At 46.1% G+C, this 19,361-nt stretch carries 18 protein-coding genes; 11 read left to right on the top strand and 7 right to left on the bottom strand.

Annotated features, from left to right (window positions below; genetic code table 11):
• Positions 1 to 56: 56 nt before the first annotated feature.
• From J7529_RS22360 to J7529_RS22315, 10 genes are all read left to right on the top strand, one after another.
• Positions 57 to 509 (top strand): hypothetical protein, encoded by a 453-nt coding sequence (locus J7529_RS22360; protein ID WP_318730813.1) that lies wholly within the window; start codon positions 57 to 59, stop codon positions 507 to 509.
• Entirely contained in the window at positions 460 to 2,445 is a 1,986-nt protein-coding gene (locus tag J7529_RS22355; RefSeq protein ID WP_318730812.1) for a CHAT domain-containing tetratricopeptide repeat protein, read from the top strand. The genes J7529_RS22360 and J7529_RS22355 overlap by 50 nt, the downstream gene beginning before the upstream one ends.
• 26 nt (positions 2,446 to 2,471) lie before the next feature.
• Entirely contained in the window at positions 2,472 to 2,840 is a 369-nt protein-coding gene (locus tag J7529_RS22350; protein ID WP_318730811.1) for a hypothetical protein, read from the top strand.
• Between the two features lie 19 nt (positions 2,841 to 2,859).
• Positions 2,860 to 3,087 carry a hypothetical protein gene (locus J7529_RS22345; RefSeq protein WP_318730810.1) on the top strand — a complete coding sequence of 76 codons (228 nt, stop codon included), beginning with the start codon at positions 2,860 to 2,862 and terminating at the stop codon, positions 3,085 to 3,087.
• Positions 3,074 to 4,612, top strand: a complete 1,539-nt coding sequence (locus tag J7529_RS22340; RefSeq protein WP_318730809.1) for a hypothetical protein — start codon at positions 3,074 to 3,076, stop codon at positions 4,610 to 4,612. The genes J7529_RS22345 and J7529_RS22340 overlap by 14 nt, the downstream gene beginning before the upstream one ends.
• Positions 4,613 to 4,804: 192 nt before the next feature.
• Entirely contained in the window at positions 4,805 to 6,160 is a 1,356-nt protein-coding gene (locus J7529_RS22335; RefSeq protein WP_318730808.1) for a TrkH family potassium uptake protein, read from the top strand.
• 281 nt (positions 6,161 to 6,441) lie between these two features.
• Complete coding sequence (locus J7529_RS22330; protein WP_271944242.1) at positions 6,442 to 7,140, top strand: potassium channel family protein; 699 nt, start codon at positions 6,442 to 6,444, stop codon at positions 7,138 to 7,140.
• A gap of 21 nt (positions 7,141 to 7,161) precedes the next feature.
• Complete coding sequence (locus J7529_RS22325) at positions 7,162 to 8,316, top strand: anhydro-N-acetylmuramic acid kinase (RefSeq protein ID WP_318730807.1); 1,155 nt, start codon at positions 7,162 to 7,164, stop codon at positions 8,314 to 8,316.
• Positions 8,317 to 8,390: 74 nt separating this feature from the next.
• Entirely contained in the window at positions 8,391 to 8,843 is a 453-nt protein-coding gene (locus J7529_RS22320; RefSeq protein ID WP_318730806.1) for a hypothetical protein, read from the top strand.
• A gap of 267 nt (positions 8,844 to 9,110) precedes the next feature.
• Positions 9,111 to 10,745, top strand: coding sequence for a serine/threonine-protein kinase (locus J7529_RS22315; protein ID WP_318730805.1), 1,635 nt, complete (start codon positions 9,111 to 9,113; stop codon positions 10,743 to 10,745).
• Between the two features lie 53 nt (positions 10,746 to 10,798).
• Here J7529_RS22315 and J7529_RS22310 read toward each other — a convergent pair whose 3' ends face one another.
• The 7 genes from J7529_RS22310 to J7529_RS22280 form a co-directional block, all read right to left on the bottom strand.
• Positions 10,799 to 11,677: a universal stress protein gene (locus tag J7529_RS22310; RefSeq protein ID WP_271944234.1), complete on the bottom strand. Its 879-nt coding sequence runs from the start codon at positions 11,675 to 11,677 to the stop codon at positions 10,799 to 10,801.
• Between the two features lie 127 nt (positions 11,678 to 11,804).
• Positions 11,805 to 11,984, bottom strand: a complete 180-nt coding sequence (locus J7529_RS22305; RefSeq protein WP_271944232.1) for an NblA/ycf18 family protein — start codon at positions 11,982 to 11,984, stop codon at positions 11,805 to 11,807.
• Between the two features lie 380 nt (positions 11,985 to 12,364).
• Entirely contained in the window at positions 12,365 to 13,117 is a 753-nt protein-coding gene (locus tag J7529_RS22300) for a PP2C family protein-serine/threonine phosphatase (RefSeq protein ID WP_318730804.1), read from the bottom strand.
• Positions 13,118 to 13,225: 108 nt separating this feature from the next.
• Positions 13,226 to 14,911 carry an ABC1 kinase family protein gene (locus J7529_RS22295; RefSeq protein ID WP_413038967.1) on the bottom strand — a complete coding sequence of 562 codons (1,686 nt, stop codon included), beginning with the start codon at positions 14,909 to 14,911 and terminating at the stop codon, positions 13,226 to 13,228.
• 113 nt (positions 14,912 to 15,024) lie between these two features.
• Complete coding sequence (locus J7529_RS22290; RefSeq protein WP_271944226.1) at positions 15,025 to 15,351, bottom strand: DUF6825 family protein; 327 nt, start codon at positions 15,349 to 15,351, stop codon at positions 15,025 to 15,027.
• 238 nt (positions 15,352 to 15,589) lie between these two features.
• A complete protein-coding gene (locus tag J7529_RS22285) occupies positions 15,590 to 16,903 on the bottom strand; it encodes a Tudor-knot domain-containing protein (protein ID WP_318730802.1) in 1,314 nt (437 codons plus the stop codon).
• A gap of 255 nt (positions 16,904 to 17,158) precedes the next feature.
• Positions 17,159 to 18,034 (bottom strand): NAD(P)-dependent oxidoreductase, encoded by an 876-nt coding sequence (locus J7529_RS22280; protein WP_318730801.1) that lies wholly within the window; start codon positions 18,032 to 18,034, stop codon positions 17,159 to 17,161.
• Positions 18,035 to 18,111: 77 nt separating this feature from the next.
• On the opposite strand from J7529_RS22280, the gene J7529_RS22275 reads away from it, so the two are divergent.
• Positions 18,112 to 19,155: a pentapeptide repeat-containing protein gene (locus J7529_RS22275; RefSeq protein WP_318730800.1), complete on the top strand. Its 1,044-nt coding sequence runs from the start codon at positions 18,112 to 18,114 to the stop codon at positions 19,153 to 19,155.
• The last annotated feature ends 206 nt before the right edge of the window (positions 19,156 to 19,361 follow it).

The raw sequence follows: 19,361 nt of genomic DNA, 5'->3' as shown, positions 1-19,361 counted from the left end.
AAGGTCAAGCCTCTGGAGAGGGTGAACCTCAAGGGAATGCCACAAAGCAAGAGTATTTGCAGTTTTTAGGGGAAGTGTTGCAAGCAACAGCAGAGAGCAACGGAGATGCGGCAGTAGTTCATCCCCTCTTGCAACAGAACTTAGAGAAATTAGACTTAACCTTTGCCCAAACCTTGAAAACTTGGGCGACAGAAACCCTGGAAACAGCAACTTATACGGATAGGGAAGCCATTGCTAAGAATCTCTGTAACTTTGATCTGATTATCTCTAGCTTTCGCCATGGCAGCAGAGCCAACAATATCGAAATTGCCATCGCTTGTCTAGAGATGAACTTTCAAGTCTTTACTCGCGAACACTCTCAAGTTGATTGGGCACTGACCCAAAATAACTTGGGGCCTGCGGGGAGAGCGCGGGGAGAACATCGAGTGGGCGATCGCCTGTTATCAAGCCGCTTTAGAAGTGAGAACCCGCAGTGCCTATGCCCAAGATTGGGCAATGACCCAAAATAACTTGGGAAATGCCTACTCTCAATACCTGCGGAGAGAGCGGGCCGAGAACCTGGAGAAGGCGATTGCCTGCTATGAAGCCGCTCTGCAAGTGTATACTCCCAGCGCCTATGCTGAAAAATGGGCAATGACCCAAAATAACTTGGGAAATGCTTATAGCGATCGCCTGCGGGGAGAGCGTGGGGAGAACATCGAGCGGGCGATTCGCTGTTATCGAGAGAGCTTAGAAGTCCGTACCCCAGAAGCGCTGCCCCTCGACTGTCTGCAAACTGGACGCAATCTCGGCAACCTTGGCTACAACCGCCAAGACTGGGAAAACGCCATCTATGGCTACGATAATACCATCCGCGCCATCGAACAAAGCCGCTACTGGGCAACCTCCGAAAAAACCAAACGGGAACTCATTGCCAACTCCCTCGATATCTACGAAAAAATGGTACAAGCGTGCATTCACCAGCAAGACTACGCCCAAGCCCTGCTCACCGTCGAACGCAGCAAATCTCGCACCCTCACCGAACTTCTTGACAGCGCCAACCTCTACCCCAAAAACGCCACCGACAGCCAAAAACAACAGATTAGCGACCTCCGCAGTCGCCTCGCCCTCTACCAACAACAACTCGCCTTCACCAGCAGCGACAACAGCACCAACCCCCTCTCCCCCGCAACCATCCGCCAACAAATTGAAGCCGCTAACCAGGACTTCCAAAACCTCCTCGAAGAAATTGGCGACTCCACCTTCACCCTCACCCAAAAACCCCCCACCCAACTGCCCAACTTCTGCCAACTCCTCGACTCCCAAACCGCCCTCATCGAGTGGTATCTCCCCAACAACCCCGACCTCGGCTTCTACGCCTTCCTGATCATTCCCACAGCAGAGGACAACTTCCAAATCATCCCCCACCACTTCACCAACCGCCAACAACTCGACCAAGCCATCACCAACTACCGCAGCGACTACGGCAAACCCACCTGGTACGACCAACTCGACCAACGGCTGCAAACCCTCAGCCCCGCCTTACATCTCCCCAATTTACTCACCCACCTCCAACACTGCCAACGGCTCATTCTCGTTCCCCATCGCGAACTGCACCTCATTCCCCTCCACGCCTTACCCCTCCCTGGGAAAGAGGGCAACACCCTGCAAGACTCCTTCCCCATCCAATACGCTCCCAGTTGCCAATTCCTCAACATCCTCCATCAACGTCCCCCCCTAGAAGAACCCTCCTCTTCCTTCTTTGCCCTGCAAAATCCCACCGAAGACCTCACCTTTGCCGAGTTCGAGGTAGAAGTCTTGCGCTCCCAATTCAAGCCCCAACAGGTTCTCAGCCACGACAAAGCCACCAAAGCCAACTTCAACCAACCCGATAACCAAGCCTTCTTACAACAAAGCCGCTATATTCACTTCTCCTGTCACGGCCAATTTAATCAAGCCGCTCCCCTCAACTCCTATCTGCGCCTTGCCAACCGGGAAAAACTCACCTTTCAGGACATTTTCGCCCGTCTCAATATCCCCAACTGTCGCCTGCTCATCCTCTCTGCGTGCAAAACCGGCCTCGTAGAAACCCCTTCAACCGATGACTATGTAGGGTTAGCCAGCGCCTTTTTCTATGCCGGAACCCGCACAGTCGTCGCCAGTCTCTGGGAAGCCGAGGAATTTTCCGCCGCCCTGCTGATGATTCGCCTCTATCAGGAACTGCCCCGCTACACTTCCGTGGTAATGGCATTGCAAGCGGCTCAAGACTGGTTACGCACCATTTCCCGCGATGCCGTTTTAACCTGGTTAAAGGATGACCTAAAATTAGATGATAAAACGCTAAAACAATGTCAACGAGAGCTGAAACTATTCAATAAAAAGCGTCCTTTTGCTCCTGCCCGCTATTGGGCCGCTTTCACCGTCAGTGGAAAATATGGACAGTCGGGACATCCCACCCCACAATAAACAAACCATACATTAAGAGCAGGATCATGACTTTGACCAATCCTAGTGACACCAGCAAAGCACGAGTCGCTAAATTCCTGAACCTTTTGCAGCAAGAACCCTCCATGTTTAGCGATTGTATCCAGGACACTTGGGCAGAACTGGATGGAAAACTAGCTCCCCTTGGCGATGAGGATTACGAAGACATTGAAGAGGCGATTATAGATTGGCTCGATGACCATGATTATGAGTTGGTCAAAACCGCTTTACAGAAGGTGAGAATTGACCCTCTCAAAGATAATGAGACCCCACCTCGGCGCTCCGAGTCAGACCAGCCAATTACGAATACAACTTTGCGTTCTGCGATTAAAGATAGGCAAAATTCAGATAAGAAACCCTCTAAATCATCAACCTAAACCCTAATAGGAGCATATCATGTCATTAGCCATCAAAGATTTAGTAGAGATGGTAGAACCTTTACCCGATGAAATCCAACAGCAAATCGTCGCTCATGTGCGCGAGTATATTGCCGATTTACAGGATGAACAACGGTGGGATGAGTCCTTTCGTTGCACTCAATCAGCCTTAGTTGCAGCCGCACGACAAGCGAAACAAGAACGCGCTACGGGAAAAGGGACAGCCATAGATTATGACGAGCTATGAAATTAGCGTTGTCATGACTATGAATGCAAGCAATTACTCAATTAGTGCCCTGAATATCCGCTTATTCAGTTATCACTTAAAAACCCTCCATCTCACAAATTTTAGCGAACGAAATCTTGATATTTCCTCGGTTACTTCTTACTATCAAGGTCTATTACACTCTTATCAGATACTCACCGAGGATCGCCAGCCAGTTATTCTCAATTTTCGTGGCGATTTCCAGGATCTTATCGATTCTGAATTAGCCAATTTTGATTTAATCGCCGATTCCAAAAGCAGAGGTATTGCCCGGATTCGCTTATCGCCAAAATATAAGGGATTTCTTTATCCTCAGTTCCTGAATGATACCTATGGTTTTTCTCTGACGCTATTTTGTCCCCAAGAACCAGAAAATAACAAAACTTTTTTCTCCCACTTACGGCAAGTCAAACCCCCAGAGGAATTTTTCTCTGGCACGTATTCAGGTCAACCGAATAAAACCGGGGAATTTCTCAGCCAAGCATTTTGGGGCAGTACCCTTTTCTTGAGTGGTTTTATTGACCAAGAACCTCCTGAAAAAGCGGAGAGCTTAAAATCGATCGCGGATGAGATATTAAAGCAATTTCTGCAACTTGACTCCTTAGAACAACTCCCTCCATTTTACCACTGTGGAGAATTTTTAGGGGGCTGTATCTACGAGTATAAAACGATTTTTTGGCGGCATCCCTATGGAAAGATTCTGATTTTATTAATTTTTGAGGAAGAGACAACCAACAAGCTCAAGCAAATTCAGTGGGATTTAGCAGAACTATTTTTATACGATCATAAAAATCAGCAGAACTTTCTGGATAGCCGCAAAGAATATAAACAAGCCCAGAAAGACATTAAAAAAATCCAAAAAACGATTAAGAAGTTTTATAAGAAGATTGCTACTACTGTTCCAGCAGATTTATCACCAGTAGATTTAAAGAACTTGAAAGAGGTAATCAAAAATTTATTAGACTTGTCTTTGCGCTATTCTCAGCGAATTCGCAGTATGGAAACGTTTCAAAATACGATCGCCATCAATCAAGAGAATTATCTCGATACGCTCCGGCGGATGGAGAATAATTGTAACGGCGATCTAAGTATTTGGCGCGATCGCCCCAATCGCACCTTTCAACGCTTCCAACGGCAAATTGCCGCTGATTTGGTTTATCTCCAGCAAGGGGAACGACTCTTAGATACGGCAATTAATACCATTCGCGGTTTAGTGGAAATTGACCAAGCAGAAAGCGATCGCAACCTAGAGCATCAAATCCAAACCTTTGGTAGCGCGATCGCGGTTGGGGCGATCGTTGCGTCCACCTCAGCGCTTATCTTTGACTACCCTTGGACTTCGCCCTTGCAACCCAATCATGGCGATCGCCTCCATCCCTTTATTATCGCTGTTCTCGTCAGCTTTCTCTCTGCTGGCTTAGTCTGGGCAATCTTTCAGTGGAAGACCTGGTGCAGACCGATAAAGTGGATCTGGTGCAGGGTTAGGGGGCGATCGGGCCGTCGATGAAAAGTGTCGTCAAGTTGATGAGCGATCGCATCATGGTCATGAATCGCGGTAAAGTAGAAAAGATTGAACGTGCCAGAGACAACTTCCTTCACTCCCCTTTCCTTGCTTGATGAAGTACATTTCGATCCCCCGAACCCCCCTTAAAAAAGCAGGGAAATATTCCCTATTCCCTAGCGCAAAGCGCTACAACCCATGAGTGTTGCGCGTACCATTTGTCTGGGTTTCTTAGCCGTCATTGCGATCGGTACAGTATTGTTAATGTTACCGTTTGCCATTACCCCAGAAGGATTTGCCACTATTAACGGGCCCCTGGATTATGGCATGAAGGCCCTATTTACCGCCACCTCCTCCGTCTGCGTCACGGGATTATCCATCGTCGATGTCGGTCAATTCTATTCCTTTTGGGGGCAGTTGTTCCTATGCTTACTCTTTCAAGTCGGTGGTTTAGGCTACATGACTGCCACCACCTTTTTACTGCTCCTATTGGGACGGCAATTAGGATTGAGAGATAAACTCGCTATTCAACAATCCCTGGATACCCAAGGTATGGAAGGAGTGGGTCAGTTGGTGCGATCGATTATTGGCATGACCTTAATTTTTGAGATTACCGGAATTTTCTTATTAATCCGGGTCTTTCAAGCTGATTATGGCAATGCTCAAGGATTATGGTTAGCCATTTTCCACAGCATTAGCGCCTTCAACAATGCCGGATTTAGCTTGTTTAGTGATAGCCTCTCCTCCTACGCTACTTCCACCTCGTTAGTGGCGATCGTTACTGCCCTAATTATCATTGGGGGCATTGGCTATCAAGTGATCATGGAACTCTACACTTGGTTCTATCGGCGTGTGATTAAGCGCAATCAAGGATTTACTTTTTCTCTCCATTTTAAGATTGTTACTAGCACCAATATCGCCCTTTTTGTTATTGGTTTTTTGGCATTTTTGCAGACCGAATTTTCTAATCCAGCAACCTTAGAATCTTTGAATTTATGGCAAAAATGTTTAGCGGCTTGGTTCCAATCCGTGACAACGAGAACGGCTGGATTTAATAGCATTGATATTGGTCAAATGACCACCACCTCCTTATTTATTACCATTCCCTTAATGTTCATTGGCGCTAGTCCAGGCAGTACTGGGGGAGGAATTAAAACCACAACCTTTAGAATTTTGCTCAGTGCGACCAGAGCCGCATTGCAAGAGCGAGAGGAAGTCCTATGTTATAAACGCCAAATTCCCAATCTTTTACTCATTAAGGCCGTAGGAGTAATTATTGCGTCTCTGTTTGTGATCATTTGCGGCACAGTTTTAGTCAGTATTGGTTCTGGAGAAATTGAATTTTTAGCCATCTTTTTTGAGGTCGTTTCCGCCTTTAGCACCGTCGGCTTATCCACGGGGATTACGGATAGTTTGTCTCAATTTTCTAAGCTAGTGATTATCTTGATTATGTATATCGGTAGAGTGGGTATTTTATTACTCATGGCTTCATTTTATCAAAATACCAAGCCCAAGGTGATTCGTTATTCTGAAGAAGATTTATTAATTGGATGACTAGCTTCTAGAAGTAATATCCCTCCTCTTTCATTCTCCGATAGGCTAAAGCTTTTCAGAATCCTAGAGTTGTAGACAAGGTAAGCGATCTCGATCTCTGAGAGTGACAAAGAGGGATACAGAGCTTTGCGCTGTTATAGGGTACAGGGTCAGTGTCTTGTGTATTAATGGCCTTCACTCTTTTCCCTGTTCCACGTTCTCTACCTATACGAGGTGTGGTGTGGGGAGCAATCGGGCTTAAAATTAATTGGAGTCTATCTTAACTCACGGGAGATGGTTTGGTGAAAAAAGAGTCTTTCGGGTGGTTTCGTCGCCTGCGTCAAAATAATCAACAGTTTGCGGTAATTGGGTTAGGACGGTTTGGGCGAGCAGTTTCTGCAACCCTGTATAATATGGGCTATGAAGTTATGGGGATTGATTCGAGCGAACAGCAAGTGAATCAAGTGATTAATAGTCAGATTGCCACCCATGTTTTGGCCTTGGATGCCACCGATCCCATGGCTCTCAAACAAGCGGGTGTGTTTGAGTTTGATACAGTGATTGTGAGTATCGGCAATTATGTGGAAGAAAGTGTAATTGCTACCTTAAACTTGAAAGAGGCTGGGGTGAAATTCGTGGTCGCTAAGGCCTCTTCTAAAATTCATGAGAAACTGCTGAATAAGGTGGGAGCAGATTGGGTGGTGTTTCCAGAAGATGAGATGGGTTGTAATTTAGCAATTTCCCTGACTAAACCCAATATTTTAGAGCGGGTAGAACTCGATCCAGACAATAGTATGGTGGAATTGTTGGTTCCGGAAGAATTTGCAGGTAAAACCCTGTTAGAGTTAGATTTAAGGAATGAGTATGGGTTAACGATGATTGCCATTAACCATCAAGGAAATAAGTTGGAGGTGAACCCCAAACCTAATCAACGAATGGAAAAAGGGGATTCAATGGTGTTAATTGGGGATAATAAGGCGATTAATCGGTTACCGATCTAGCAGAAAAAAGGTTGTCAAAGGATGTATATTATTGGCTTGATTAGTGGAACATCAGCAGATGGAATTGATGCGGCGCTGGTGGAGATTTCTGGAGAGGGATATGAGTTAAAGGTGGATTTAATCGCTGGGGAAACCTATGCTTATCCGGAGGAGTTGCAGAGGGAAATTTTAGCGATCGCCGCTGGCACATCTCTCTCCCTTCCCCAACTTGCTGCTGTGGATGACAAAATAGCACAAGCCTTTAGCCAAGCAGCTCTCAAGGTACAACAGGGTCATCCTCCAGCTCAACGGATTGCCTCCCATGGGCAAACCGTCTTTCACCGTCCCCCCAATGGACAACTCGGTTATAGCCTGCAACTCGGACGTGGAGAGGCGATCGCCTACAATACCCGTATCCCCACCATCAGTAATTTTCGCCAAGCGGATATCGCGGCAGGTGGACAGGGTGCTCCCCTTGTTCCCCCCATAGATGCCTGCCTTCTCAGCCATCCCACCCAAAGCCAATGTATCCAAAATCTAGGTGGCATTGGCAATCTAACGTATCTTCCGGTCAACAGTCATCAGCATCTCGATCGAGTCCGGGGATGGGATACCGGCCCAGGAAATAGCCTGCTGGATCTAGCCGTCGAGCAGTTAACTCATGGCACTCAACACTGCGATCTCAATGGTGCTTGGGCAGCCAGTGGAACCCCCTGCCAACCCTTAGTAGACCAATGGATGCAAGACCCCTATTTTCAGCAACTTCCTCCCAAATCTACGGGAAGGGAATATTTTGGGTGGGAATTCTGGCAGCGCTGTTGGCAAGAAATACAAGCTTACGCTCTCTCTGATGCCGATATCCTGGCCACCCTCACGGAATTTACCGCCGTTTCCGTTAAGCAAAACTATCACCAATTTCTACCTCAGATGCCCGATCGCGTGCTACTGTGTGGGGGCGGCAGTCGTAATCTGTACCTCAAAGAGCGTATTCAGCACCACCTAAGCCCCATTCAAGTTCTGACGACGGAAGAGATGGGCTTAAATGCCGAATTTAAAGAAGCGATCGCCTTTGCCGTCTTAGGCTATTGGTATCATCTCGGTATTCCGGGTAATCTTCCCCAAGTCACAGGGGCCAACTCTAGTCAGATTTTGGGACACCTACACCCAGTTGGAACCCATCGGACAACAATGTTATGATCGCTAACTAGATCATTAAGCACGGTTGCTTAAGACTCGAAACAATCTGAGACAAGAATTTAGAGGCGATCGAAGTGGCTCATACATTCTTAATGGAACCTGGACGCTGGACTCTGGAAGGAAACTGGCTAGAGAAAGATGGTCTACCGATCGCCATCCGAGGAGCAAGCTTAGTACGGTGGACAGCCGATAACTGGTTTACCATGGTCATGAAACTGACCTTTAGCAACGGCGATCGCGACCCCATATCCTTTCAATATAAAGGCCGTCTCGACAGTGGAGAACGCCGATATACCTTCGTTCTCCAACACAGTCTCCTCGGAAAAAAAGCCGAAGGAGAAGGTTGGGTGGCTCCAGACTCCATCATTCAGCGCTATTGGGTTCTTGGAGATAAGGAACGTCGCAGTAGTTTTGAAACTCTCTATCGCATTGACTACGACACCTATCATCTCTCTAGCGCAGTGATGGCAGGACATTACTTAACCAGTGCTATGGAAGCTCGCCTAGAGAGGCAAACAGAAAGCTAAAGTGCGTAAACCCCTGCTCTGTTCAAGCTACAATGAAAGGATAATGATCAACTGTACTGATCATGGAAACCCTTACAATTAAATATCCAAACCATCCTCTAGAATGGATAGCCTCTATCTGATCTAGTCGTTCATAGTTTGGATCGGACGGTAAAACGCAAGAGGACTAGCAGAATTTGGATTAGGTGCATTTGCTCTCCTTACCCCATACCGTCATTAACGATAGGAAGAATTCCAGTTGATTCCAGTATTCTGGTGTAACATCTAATGAGTGACCCCAATATTGGCCGCATTCTATTTAATCGCTATGAGCTTGTCGAACTACTTGGTAAGGGAGCAATGGGGAAAGTCTACCTGGCCAAAGATGCGAGAGTCGGCGGAGTATTGGTCGCGGTTAAATTTCTCTCTCAAGCCCTACTGAATAAAAAAATGCGCGATCGCTTCGAGCGAGAAGCCACCACTTGCGCCCTCCTCGGACAACATAGCCTCCACATTGTCCGTGTCATGGACTATGGGGTAGCTGACGACATCCCCTTTTACGTCATGGAATATCTTCAAGGAGACAGCCTCAGCGATGTGATCCGAGAAGACACTATTAACCTAGAGCGCTTCTTAAGTCTCGCCCGACAAATTTCTCTCGGCTTACAATGTGCCCATGAAGGCATTCAAAAAGATGGTAAAACCGTCCCCATTGTCCATCGAGACATCAAACCCAGCAACATCCTCGTAACCCAAGATTCCAGTTTTGGAGAACTGGTAAAAGTTCTCGATTTTGGGATTGCCAAACTTCTCCAAGAAGAGACCGCCGGACAAACCAACTGTTTTATGGGGACTTTAGCCTATTCTTCCCCGGAACAAATGGAAGGCAAAGAACTCACCAGCAGTTCCGACCTCTACAGTTTAGGGGTGATGATGTTCCAAATGCTCACCAGTCATATGCCCTTGACAGCGGAAACTCATACCTTTGGGGCTTGGTATAAAACACATCACTTTCAAACCCCTCGCTCCTTTGAATCTGTTGCTCCTTACCTCAAACTCCCTTCAGAGATAAAACACTTAATCTTCCGATGTTTAGCCAAAAAGCCTAAAGAACGGCCCCAAAGTGCAGGAGATATTGTTAAAACCCTAGAGCAGTTAGAGAAAAATCTCCATGCCTCCCCAAATCCTGCGGAAAACGGCAGGAAAGCCTCGCCTGCTTCTGAACCCGCTCAAAAAAAATCTTCCTCGGCTTCCATTAATGCTCCCCCCTCTGTAAAAACAACCCCTCCAACCGAAGTTTCTCCAGGATCAAGCCCAACAAAAGCCCCTGGAAAACTACAAGTGATTGAGGCAACACCTGCCATTGATATGGTCTGTTGGGAACAAACTTGGCCCAAAGGCAAGCCCCTAGCTCAAATTGTCTTTCCGCAAGTCTTGCAAACCCAGACCAAGGAATCTGTGGTGACATTGTGGGCAATGCTTAAGAAACAGGAAATTGAACAACGACAAATTAGCCGATTGTATAATAAAACCTATAAGAACTTTTTGTATTCTGTTTCTCCCCATCCGATGATTTTGTGGCTTACTGTTTTGTACGATCCTAAACAGGGGCCAAGATGGTTGAGGTATTATATGGATCTCAAAAGCAATAAGGGTAAGCGTTTAGCTAATCTATTAGCACATACGGGGCGTTACTGCTTATTGTTTTTTCCCTTAGAGGAACCTGGCCGTTGTGCAGATGTCATCAGCATTAATGTTAACCTTTCGCAACGGAAAAGGCTACAAGATTGGGCTACAGGTAGTGATTCTATTGCGGGAGGTCAACCCACTCGTAGTAAAGAACTTCTGCAAAAAGAATTTGAAAAACTCCAACCCCAAATTCTGATGAAATTGGAAGCTGGAGTCCCGGATTCTTCTTTTTAGTAATATAGCAAGGAACTCATTAAGTTAGGAGGGCTAAATTGTGGTTTTGAAGTCTAGTGACTAGGAGAGAAGTAAAGAATTGGATGCCAACTGCGCCGCAAGATTTTGTTACTGATACTCGGTGAAGACCATTCTAGAATCTTGTTTTTGCGACTCGACGAAACCGCGATCGCACTAATATCATGCATCAAGGCAGACTCAAAAATCTGGGGAATGATTTCCCCTTGACGCACTTCAATTTCGACCTCTAAATCGAGATTTGATAAGTCTTCCTTCACTTTCTGGAGTTCAGTGTTCGCTTTTTCTAATTCATAATTGACATCTTTATATTCTCGGCGACTGCCTTCTTCAACAACCCAAACAAGCAGTACTTTTTCTAAGGAGTTAGCCGGCCGGTTTTGGGCATAATCTTTAACTCGTTTTAACAAGTATTGGGCGCTGGGACTGCCATCATAGGTGAGCATTAAATATCGAAATAGATAACGACACCGCAGGTTTAATTCTTCAGACGTATAGGTGGAAATCAGTTGGGGTCGTAAAACCATGATCGGAATCTCCGTATGTTCGGCTAAACTCCGACTGGTACTGCCAAAAACTTGTTCATCCATGAAGGTATGGATATTCGCTCCCATGATAATCACATCGGAATGATGTTTTTTGGCTACATCTAGAATGGTTTCATGGGGTTTCACTGAAGGAACGACTTCACCCTTGACTTCTAAGCTATCGGGGATATTCGGGCGCAGGACAGATAAGCGAGATTTTGCCCATTCAATCTTTTCATTATCTGCTTTGGGAATTATTCCTTCTAAGGCTACACAATGGTTAAATACAATTTGCTCTAAACCACTTTGAGCTAGAGCGGGAACTGAATTGACTAGACGGTATAATCCATCGGATAAATCGGTGGAGATTAAAGCACGCTTGAACATAAGGGGTAAGTGTAATACCGAGGTGTGAATCTTCCCTTACCCTAACACTCTCAAGTGGAAGTTAGACCCACAAGCAAACAAATCTTGAGCTTCTAGTTCTCAATAGATACGATAAGGTGTCCTTAATTTAATCTAAACCCCACTCGTGTTTGATAAATTGCTGATACATAGTTTCTCGTAACATCATTTGTTCATACAGCTTGACGAGGAATTCTTGCGCTTGCTCGCGACTCATTTTTTCGACTTGGGTTTGGAAAGATCGAAGATTAAATTCTTGTTCTAGGGTGAGTTGCATGGGTTCGTTCATCGAAGACTCCTCCATTTGGGTTCAGTAGGACTGAGAATAGTGCGACGTAGGTTGGTTATGGGTCGTGGGTCATGGGTAATAGCATGGAGACACTGGTCTCTAAAGATGTTTGAGCTATTTCCTATCCGTCCCATTTCCTCATACTTAAGCACGTCTAGTAATATTACAAAATATAACAAATGTTTGACAGATTGACCACATTGGCTTTTCTTGGGGATGTTTTAGCAAGTTTACAAAGCTAAAAATGCTCATGACGAACAAATCTCTAGTTTTTTGTCTAGAGATGTTGGGATGGAAGTGGGGAGATACGGGGAAATTGCCTACTGCCTACTGCCTACTGCCTATTGCCTATTGGCTGTTGCCTACTTTCCATTCACTGCCTAGTCACTGTCCATGGCAACAATAATCACCGTGATATTGTCTCGTCCCCCTTTTTCCTTAGCCAATTGGATTAATTTCTCTCCAGCAGACTTACAGGCTCGAATCGATTTGAGGGTAGAAGCGATGGTTCCGTCGGGGAGTTCTTCGGTTAAACCGTCGCTACAGAGCAAGAGGCGATCGCCTCCTTGTAACTCGATCAAATCTACATCAATATCCTCATCTTGGGTATCTTCGCGTCCCAAGCATTGGGATAACACATGCCTCCAGGGATGGGTACGTCCCTGTTCTTGATCGAGGACTCCAGAAGCCATCGCCTTAGCAACCCAAGTATGATCGACAGTCATCTGATCCAGATTATGGCCGCGCAGTCGATAGAGACGAGAGTCACCAATGTGAGCCACCCAAGATTCTTCCACGTTCTGATCTTGAGATTGACGGAATAAGACCACTACTGCTGTGGTTCCCATATCGGAGCGTTCAGGATATTGGCGCTGGTCTTCAACAATTGCATCATTGGCTTTCAATAGAGCTGCCTTCAATAACTCACCGGAAGACTTCTCCGAGTCCCAATGGACTAATAAATACTCTTCAATGGTTTTGGTGGCTAACTTACTGGCTTCTTCTCCACCAGCATGGCCACCCATACCATCAGCAACAATAAAAAATCGACCTTCCGGGTCATAATAGAAGGCATCTTGGTTTACAGAACGGACTAGCCCCGTATCAGTTAGACCCGTGAAGATGCGTTTCATAAGTTTTCTGACCAAAACAGTAACTAAGGGATGGCTATGAAGAGATTTCTCCCCTCTAATTGTAACCTCTGGCGGTCTAATTGTAACCTCTGGTCGGTAACTTTAGGACTAAGGCATTCGATCAAAACGATTAATTCGCCGCATCAGACGGAACAACATAACCGCTAAAGCGATCGCCAATACAGCGACGACTACGGCCAACCCTAGTTTATCAGCACTAACCAAAATTGCCGCAGCAATAGTCAAGCCGCTAATTAGGATACCATAGGTGTTCACCAAACTCATACTACTGATCCGTCTAAGGATGCGATCGCTCTCTGTCGCTCTGACCCGCACCCGGATATCCCCCTGCTCCAACTTATCCAAAGCATCCTCTAAACGACGGGGCAACCCCAAAGCCGTATTACTCATCTGAGTGGCTTGGCGACTGAGTTCCCCCAACAAATTATTTCCGGCCGATCCATTTCCACTATTCATAAGCTCTGTTGCAAAGGGTTTCGCTACTTCCATAAAACTAAAGTCTGGGTCAAGACCTTTCCCTACCCCTTCTAAGGTAGAAAAAGCACGCATCACAAACGTAAACGTTGCCGGAAACCGGAACGGTTGATCGTAGGCAATCTCATAAAGATCGTCACTAATTTCACTCACAGACTGAGTTTCAAAAGGTTGATCCATAAAATGATCCAACATGTATTGAATCGATCGCCTCACCGGCCCCATATCTCCTGTGGGAGCCAGTGCGCCCAACGCAATCAACGAATTCATCACTCGATTGCCATCTTTCTGGGCAATCCCAAAAAAGGTATCTAAAAGTTTTTCACGGGTTACTGCTTGAATTTGGCCCATCATGCCAAAATCATAAAAAATCAGCGCCCCTTCAGCACTGACGGCAATATTCCCTGGATGAGGGTCAGCATGGAAAAACCCGCTGTAGAGAATTTGCATTAAATAGGCTTTTGCCCCCAAATGAGCCAAATTTTTACGGTCTAATCCGGCTGCTTCTAGGGCATCGTACTGACTGATTTTGATCCCTGGAGCATATTCAAGAGTTAAGACACGGGGAGAGGTATAGCGCCAATAGACTCTGGGCACTTTCACCCAATTTTCTTGGCGGAAGTTGCGCCGAAAGGTATCTGCATTGCGCCCTTCATTGAGATAATCAATTTCTTCCCATAAAATGCGGCAACATTCCTCATAGATGCCGAGCCAGTCCCGTCCCTTTCCCCAGTCAGGATGATTTTGGAAATAGTGGGCAATGCCTTTGAGAATCTCTAAATCAATGGTAAATAATTGCCTGAGACCGGGTCGTTGGACTTTCACCACGACTTCTTCACCGCTATGGAGTTGGGCCCGGTGAACCTGGCCTAAACTAGCCGCCGCCATGGGAATGGGGTCAAAATTGCTATAGAGGTCTTGAACGGACTTTCCTAGGTCTTCCTTGATAATGCTTTCCGCTTTTTCATAGCTAAAGGCAGGTACGCGATCTTGGAGTTTGGAGAGTTCTTCTACATATTCGATGGGAAATAGGTCCGCACGGGTGGAGAAGAGTTGGCCGAGTTTAATAAAGGTAGGCCCTAGATCTAGGAAGGTATCCCGAATCCAAATCGCTTGCTGTCGCCGTCTTTTTTGGATTTTTTCCTCGGTCATACCGCCTCGGTAACTCCAGGCTTTACCATTGAGCCACGCAGATCCTAGGAAGAGCCAGAAGAAACTCCAGATATCGACAAAACGGCGGTTTCGGGAATATTTGGGACGATTCCAGCGATAGGATTTACTGCTATAGCCTTGTTCCAGGCTACTGGAGGGGGAAAGAGCTGATGGATCGTTGGATACGTCGGAGAGCGCAGATACAGAGGTCATCAGTGGGTCATGAATGGATTGGGTTAAGGAAAGTCTGGGATTGAGGTTTAGGTGGAACGGGAGCGATATTTTTGCAGTTCAGAGCGCAGTTGGGCAATTTCAGCCCGCAAATCATCAAGCGTTTCTTGGAGATCGCGCGCTGGAGGATTGGCAACTGGGGAAGCGGGAGAGGGGTTTCCCGTCCGGGCGGCTGATTCTGCGGCTGTGGCTCGATCTAAGACCATTTGCGGGAAGTTTTTGAGCCGTTCTTGTTGTTCTGCGTCAGCTTTACCGAAGTTGCTGAGGGCATGAGTTAGGGTGTATTCTACTTCTTCGGCGATCGCCTCGGATAGGGCACGACCGACAAAGAAGGCATGGAGAGGGCTGTTACTCATGGAAGGATTGGGATTAGAGTTTGTTTACAAAAATTATAATAACGTTGCTTCCTTTCAGAATACAGAAGATTGACCAGAATTGTCAGGTTGGGTTGAGTAGGCAACCGGCAAGAGGGATGGGCTTCGATTCACCCTTAACCAGCACTATAACTGACTTAGGCGTTTGGAGTAGACATAATATAGCGCTTCGCTGGTAATAGGGAATAGGAAATAGAGAAAACTGCGTTTTACCCTTTGCTTAACAGATTTCGTCTAAGTTCACCCATTCATCGTTCAAGTCATCTTCATCGAGATAATGTACTCGATATTGAGCGCCGTCGATTTTTTGAATTCTGGCGGTATACCATTCTTCTTCATCGTCATCCCAGACTTTGACCTTTTGACCGACGGCATACCCATTATCATCAGCCTCTTCAAAATTACCAGTGCGAACATTCTTTTCTTTGATCCATTCATCCTCGGATGACCCAGAGCCAACATAATGAACATAGTACCGAGGTTTATCTTTTTTGACTTTAAATTTGCGGATGGTTGCTTCATACCAATCTTCTTCTTTTTTATCCCAAACTTCAACCATATCTCCGATGGAAAACTCGATTTCTCCTTCGCCACGGAGATCCTCATTGTCTAGATCGTTATTACGCAGCACTTCTCCTTCTGCTTGTAGCGATTCATAGGCTTCTAAGACCAAGCACTGGGCAACAGTTTGGATACCCGTATGCTCGTAGTAATTGGTGGTTTGATCTAAAAAAGCAGCGACAAAATCCAGATTATCATCCGCCATTTGAATAAAGTTACCCAAATGATTGAAAATGCCTTCTGGAGTAAGTCCAGTTTTGGCAATCAACTGATTCATCCAACCTTCGATCGCGCTAAAACATTGATGTACAAATCCAAGGCGATCGCCGGTTGTCTCGCCCGGTATCTGGTCTTTAATGCCCGAAAATAAAGGGTTACCGGCAATGTTCCCCGGATTAATACCTTGAATAATCACATGGATTTTGGTTAAGAAATTTGGCCCCAAGGGTAACAGTCCATCAATACACACTAAGGCAACCATGCGGATTAAGCCAGCATTGTGATAGTTTTTAGCCAGAGAATTAGCAAAGAGTTGGGGATTAGGTTGGGGAATGCCATTGAGTTTGCAAAAAGCAATCACTTCGACGACAATCTTGAGTAATAAATCAATGGTTTGGGTTGTCTCGGCTTTGGGGGTAAGGTTGCCCAGAAAAGACAGAAAACTTAACTTTTCACTCACCTTATTGGCTAAGGCAACTGTGCCCATGGCGACATCGGCTTTATCAATGGCCTGATAGAGTTGGACTGCCCCTTGATAGCCTTGGGCGGGATCGAGATAGAGAGCAGCGGCGCGATCGCGAATACGTTGAATGATTTTTGGGTCAGTTTCTCCGGTAAAATGGGTGATGGTAAGATCAAATCCGATCGCATTATTCCATTCTCCCGGCGCGACAAAATCGAGAGCTTTTAAAACTTTGACAGTAATGTTATCTTCGGGCAGCTCATCGACAAGCTGAATAATTGACTTTGCCATGATTTTTTCCTCATGATTAACCCTGTTGATAGTTTAGCGCCATTGCTGGGTTTGGATCGGGGAAGATGGCAATAAACTAGATTTCTATGGAAACTGTGGGAGAAGAGGGCAATGTGGCAGAAATCGGGTTCCTATTTCCTGACTTCTGCAAGCAGTCTCATGAGAAAGTAAGCTTATGGTTCAGCTTTGAAAGTCTCAATACTAAACCCGAAATAGAAACATCGCCTCTCTAGTATTAGAGGAGTTTCTCAACCTCTAAACTTGCCCCTGGAGCGCCTGTAATTGTGTCTGCAAGGAAGGGGGATTGTAGCCCAGGGAAAAGGCTTTAGAGCTGTCTAGGGAAACATCTTGGGGGCGGGGAGCTGCCATGGGCACATCCTGTTGGCGGGTGGGTTGGATGAATTTCGTGGGTAAGTGTAGAGATTCTGCCATCAGTTGCCCAAATTGATAGCGGGAAATGCGCTCTTTTCCTCCCAGGTGAAATAGTTCCCCTGGATGGTTGAGGGCGAGAAGGAGTCCTTGGGCGGCAGTGGTGGCGCTGACAGGGGTGCGCCATTCGTCGGTGAAGAGGGCGAGAGGTTGATGGGATCTCAATACTCTAATAAAGGGTTGGATAAAACTGCTACCATGAGCAGGCGCTGCGCCAAACATCAGGGGCATCCGGCAAATGGTAACCTGAGGATATTTCTGGCGCATTGCCTGTTCTGCGTTCACTTTTTGCTGTCCATAATGGTTGATGGGGGAAGGGCGATCGGCTTCTCCGTAGGGGGCAGCAGTGCCATCAAAGACAAGATCGGTGGAGGTAAATACGCAGGGAATATGGCGTTGGGCGCTGAGTTGGGCAATTTCTATAGCAACGCGAATATTAATTTCGTCGGTTTCTTGGGGATGGGTTTGGCAATAATTGGGACTTGATTGAGCAGCGGTATGGATAACGGCATCCGGTTGAATGTTGCTAAACAGGTGCTCTAAGGCTGTGAAATCGAGGAGATTCAGGGCAGTGAGGCGAATCTGGGGTAAGCTGAGGGCATGGGTGTGATATGTGCCATAAACCTGCCAATGAGATTGAGCAACTTGGCAGAGATTCCAACCTAAAAAGCCACTTGCGCCCGTAATCAGTAGTTTTTTCATCGGAGTTGTCTACAGTAATAAAACCAGGTCTTCGATCTGATTATTGTCAATTTGATTGAGTTTATTCTGATTATCATATGTCTCAGGATGCTGACGTGCTATTTAAGCAGGGAATTCAGGAGTATCAAGGGGGGAATTTGCCGGGGGCAAAAACCCTGTGGGAGCAAGCATTATCGCTCTACCATACCGAGAGGAATCTCCATCACCAAGGGGCGGCTTTAGGGAATTTGGGGGCTGTAAGTGAGGCTTTAGGGGATCTTGAAGAGGCGATCGCCTACTATAAACAGCATTTGAGTTTAGCGCAAGAAATTGGCGATCGCCCAGGACAACAGAATGCCCTGAATAATTTGGGTAATGCTTATAGTCGTTTGCCAGATTTTCCCCAAGCACTGAACTCTTATCAACAAGCGTTACTACTGACTCGGAAATGGGGCAATTTAGGACGGCAAGGACAGGCGTTACTCAATCTGCGTCAAGTGTATCAAGTGATGCAAAATTGGGAAGAAGCACAGCGCTGTTTGCAGGAGCAATGGGCGATCGCCAACCAATTACGGCAAACCCAAAACCAAGATATGTTAGACATTGCCCAACAAGTAGGTTTAAATCCCTTGTCTGATTTTGCTGGAGCCAATTTAGCTGAGGTAAATTTTCATTATGCTAATTTAGCTGGAGCAGATTTAACCAAGGTAAATTTGAGCAGTGCAGATTTGAGTTTAGCGGATTTATCCCATGCTCAGTTAAGCCATGCCAACCTGGAAAAAGCAATTTTAAGTAATGCCAATTTGCGCGATGCTAATTTACAGTACGCTAATTTGCAAGGGGCAGATTTACGCACGGTTTTACCCCGTGCCGATCTGAGTGATGCCAATTTGGAAGAGGCAAATTTATCTGGGGCGTATTTGCAACGCGCCAATTTATCCCGTGCCAATTTATCGAATGCGGATTTATCAAATTCGGATTTAACTGATGTTAATTTAGAGGAAGCCCAGTTGACGGGAACGCTCTTAAAACAGGCAAATATTGATAAAGCTCATGTCAATCAAGCCTATTTTAAGGATAATCCAAAATTGTCCTCAGCCCTGAAGCAACATTTGCGCGATAAAGGAGCAATTGTGGAGTAATATCAATGAACAATGAAACTTCAAAAATCAGGCGATACATCAATCTTCGTCTCCCCGTGTTAATCATCTGTAGCACATACAGCGCTTTGCGCTGTGATGAGGGGATGGGGAGATGGGGGGATAGGGAGAACAAACAATAGACTCGGTGGCGCTTTGAGCTATTCTAGCTATCGTTAAAAACCGTCATTAATGTACCTCATAGCAGA

This window comes from Roseofilum sp. Guam, from assembly GCF_017746735.1.
GTDB lineage: Bacteria > Cyanobacteriota > Cyanobacteriia > Cyanobacteriales > Desertifilaceae > Roseofilum > Roseofilum reptotaenium.
Note: the sequence above shows the minus strand (reverse complement) of the source record. Positions and strands in the feature narration are given on the sequence as shown.

Excerpts from the sequence above, each read along its gene's own strand:
- J7529_RS22350 (WP_318730811.1), top strand. The coding sequence starts at position 2,472 with ATGACTTTGACCAATCCTAGTGACACCAGCAAAGCACGAGTCGCTAAA.
- J7529_RS22345 (WP_318730810.1), top strand. The coding sequence starts at position 2,860 with ATGTCATTAGCCATCAAAGATTTAGTAGAGATGGTAGAACCTTTACCC.
- J7529_RS22340 (WP_318730809.1), top strand. The coding sequence starts at position 3,074 with ATGACGAGCTATGAAATTAGCGTTGTCATGACTATGAATGCAAGCAAT.
- J7529_RS22335 (WP_318730808.1), top strand. The coding sequence starts at position 4,805 with ATGAGTGTTGCGCGTACCATTTGTCTGGGTTTCTTAGCCGTCATTGCG.
- J7529_RS22325 (WP_318730807.1), top strand. The coding sequence starts at position 7,162 with ATGTATATTATTGGCTTGATTAGTGGAACATCAGCAGATGGAATTGAT.
- J7529_RS22315 (WP_318730805.1), top strand. The coding sequence starts at position 9,111 with ATGAGTGACCCCAATATTGGCCGCATTCTATTTAATCGCTATGAGCTT.
- J7529_RS22310 (WP_271944234.1), bottom strand. The coding sequence starts at position 11,677 with ATGTTCAAGCGTGCTTTAATCTCCACCGATTTATCCGATGGATTATAC.
- J7529_RS22305 (WP_271944232.1), bottom strand. The coding sequence starts at position 11,984 with ATGAACGAACCCATGCAACTCACCCTAGAACAAGAATTTAATCTTCGA.
- J7529_RS22300 (WP_318730804.1), bottom strand. The coding sequence starts at position 13,117 with ATGAAACGCATCTTCACGGGTCTAACTGATACGGGGCTAGTCCGTTCT.
- J7529_RS22290 (WP_271944226.1), bottom strand. The coding sequence starts at position 15,351 with ATGAGTAACAGCCCTCTCCATGCCTTCTTTGTCGGTCGTGCCCTATCC.
- J7529_RS22285 (WP_318730802.1), bottom strand. The coding sequence starts at position 16,903 with ATGGCAAAGTCAATTATTCAGCTTGTCGATGAGCTGCCCGAAGATAAC.
- J7529_RS22280 (WP_318730801.1), bottom strand. The coding sequence starts at position 18,034 with ATGAAAAAACTACTGATTACGGGCGCAAGTGGCTTTTTAGGTTGGAAT.
- J7529_RS22275 (WP_318730800.1), top strand. The coding sequence starts at position 18,112 with ATGTCTCAGGATGCTGACGTGCTATTTAAGCAGGGAATTCAGGAGTAT.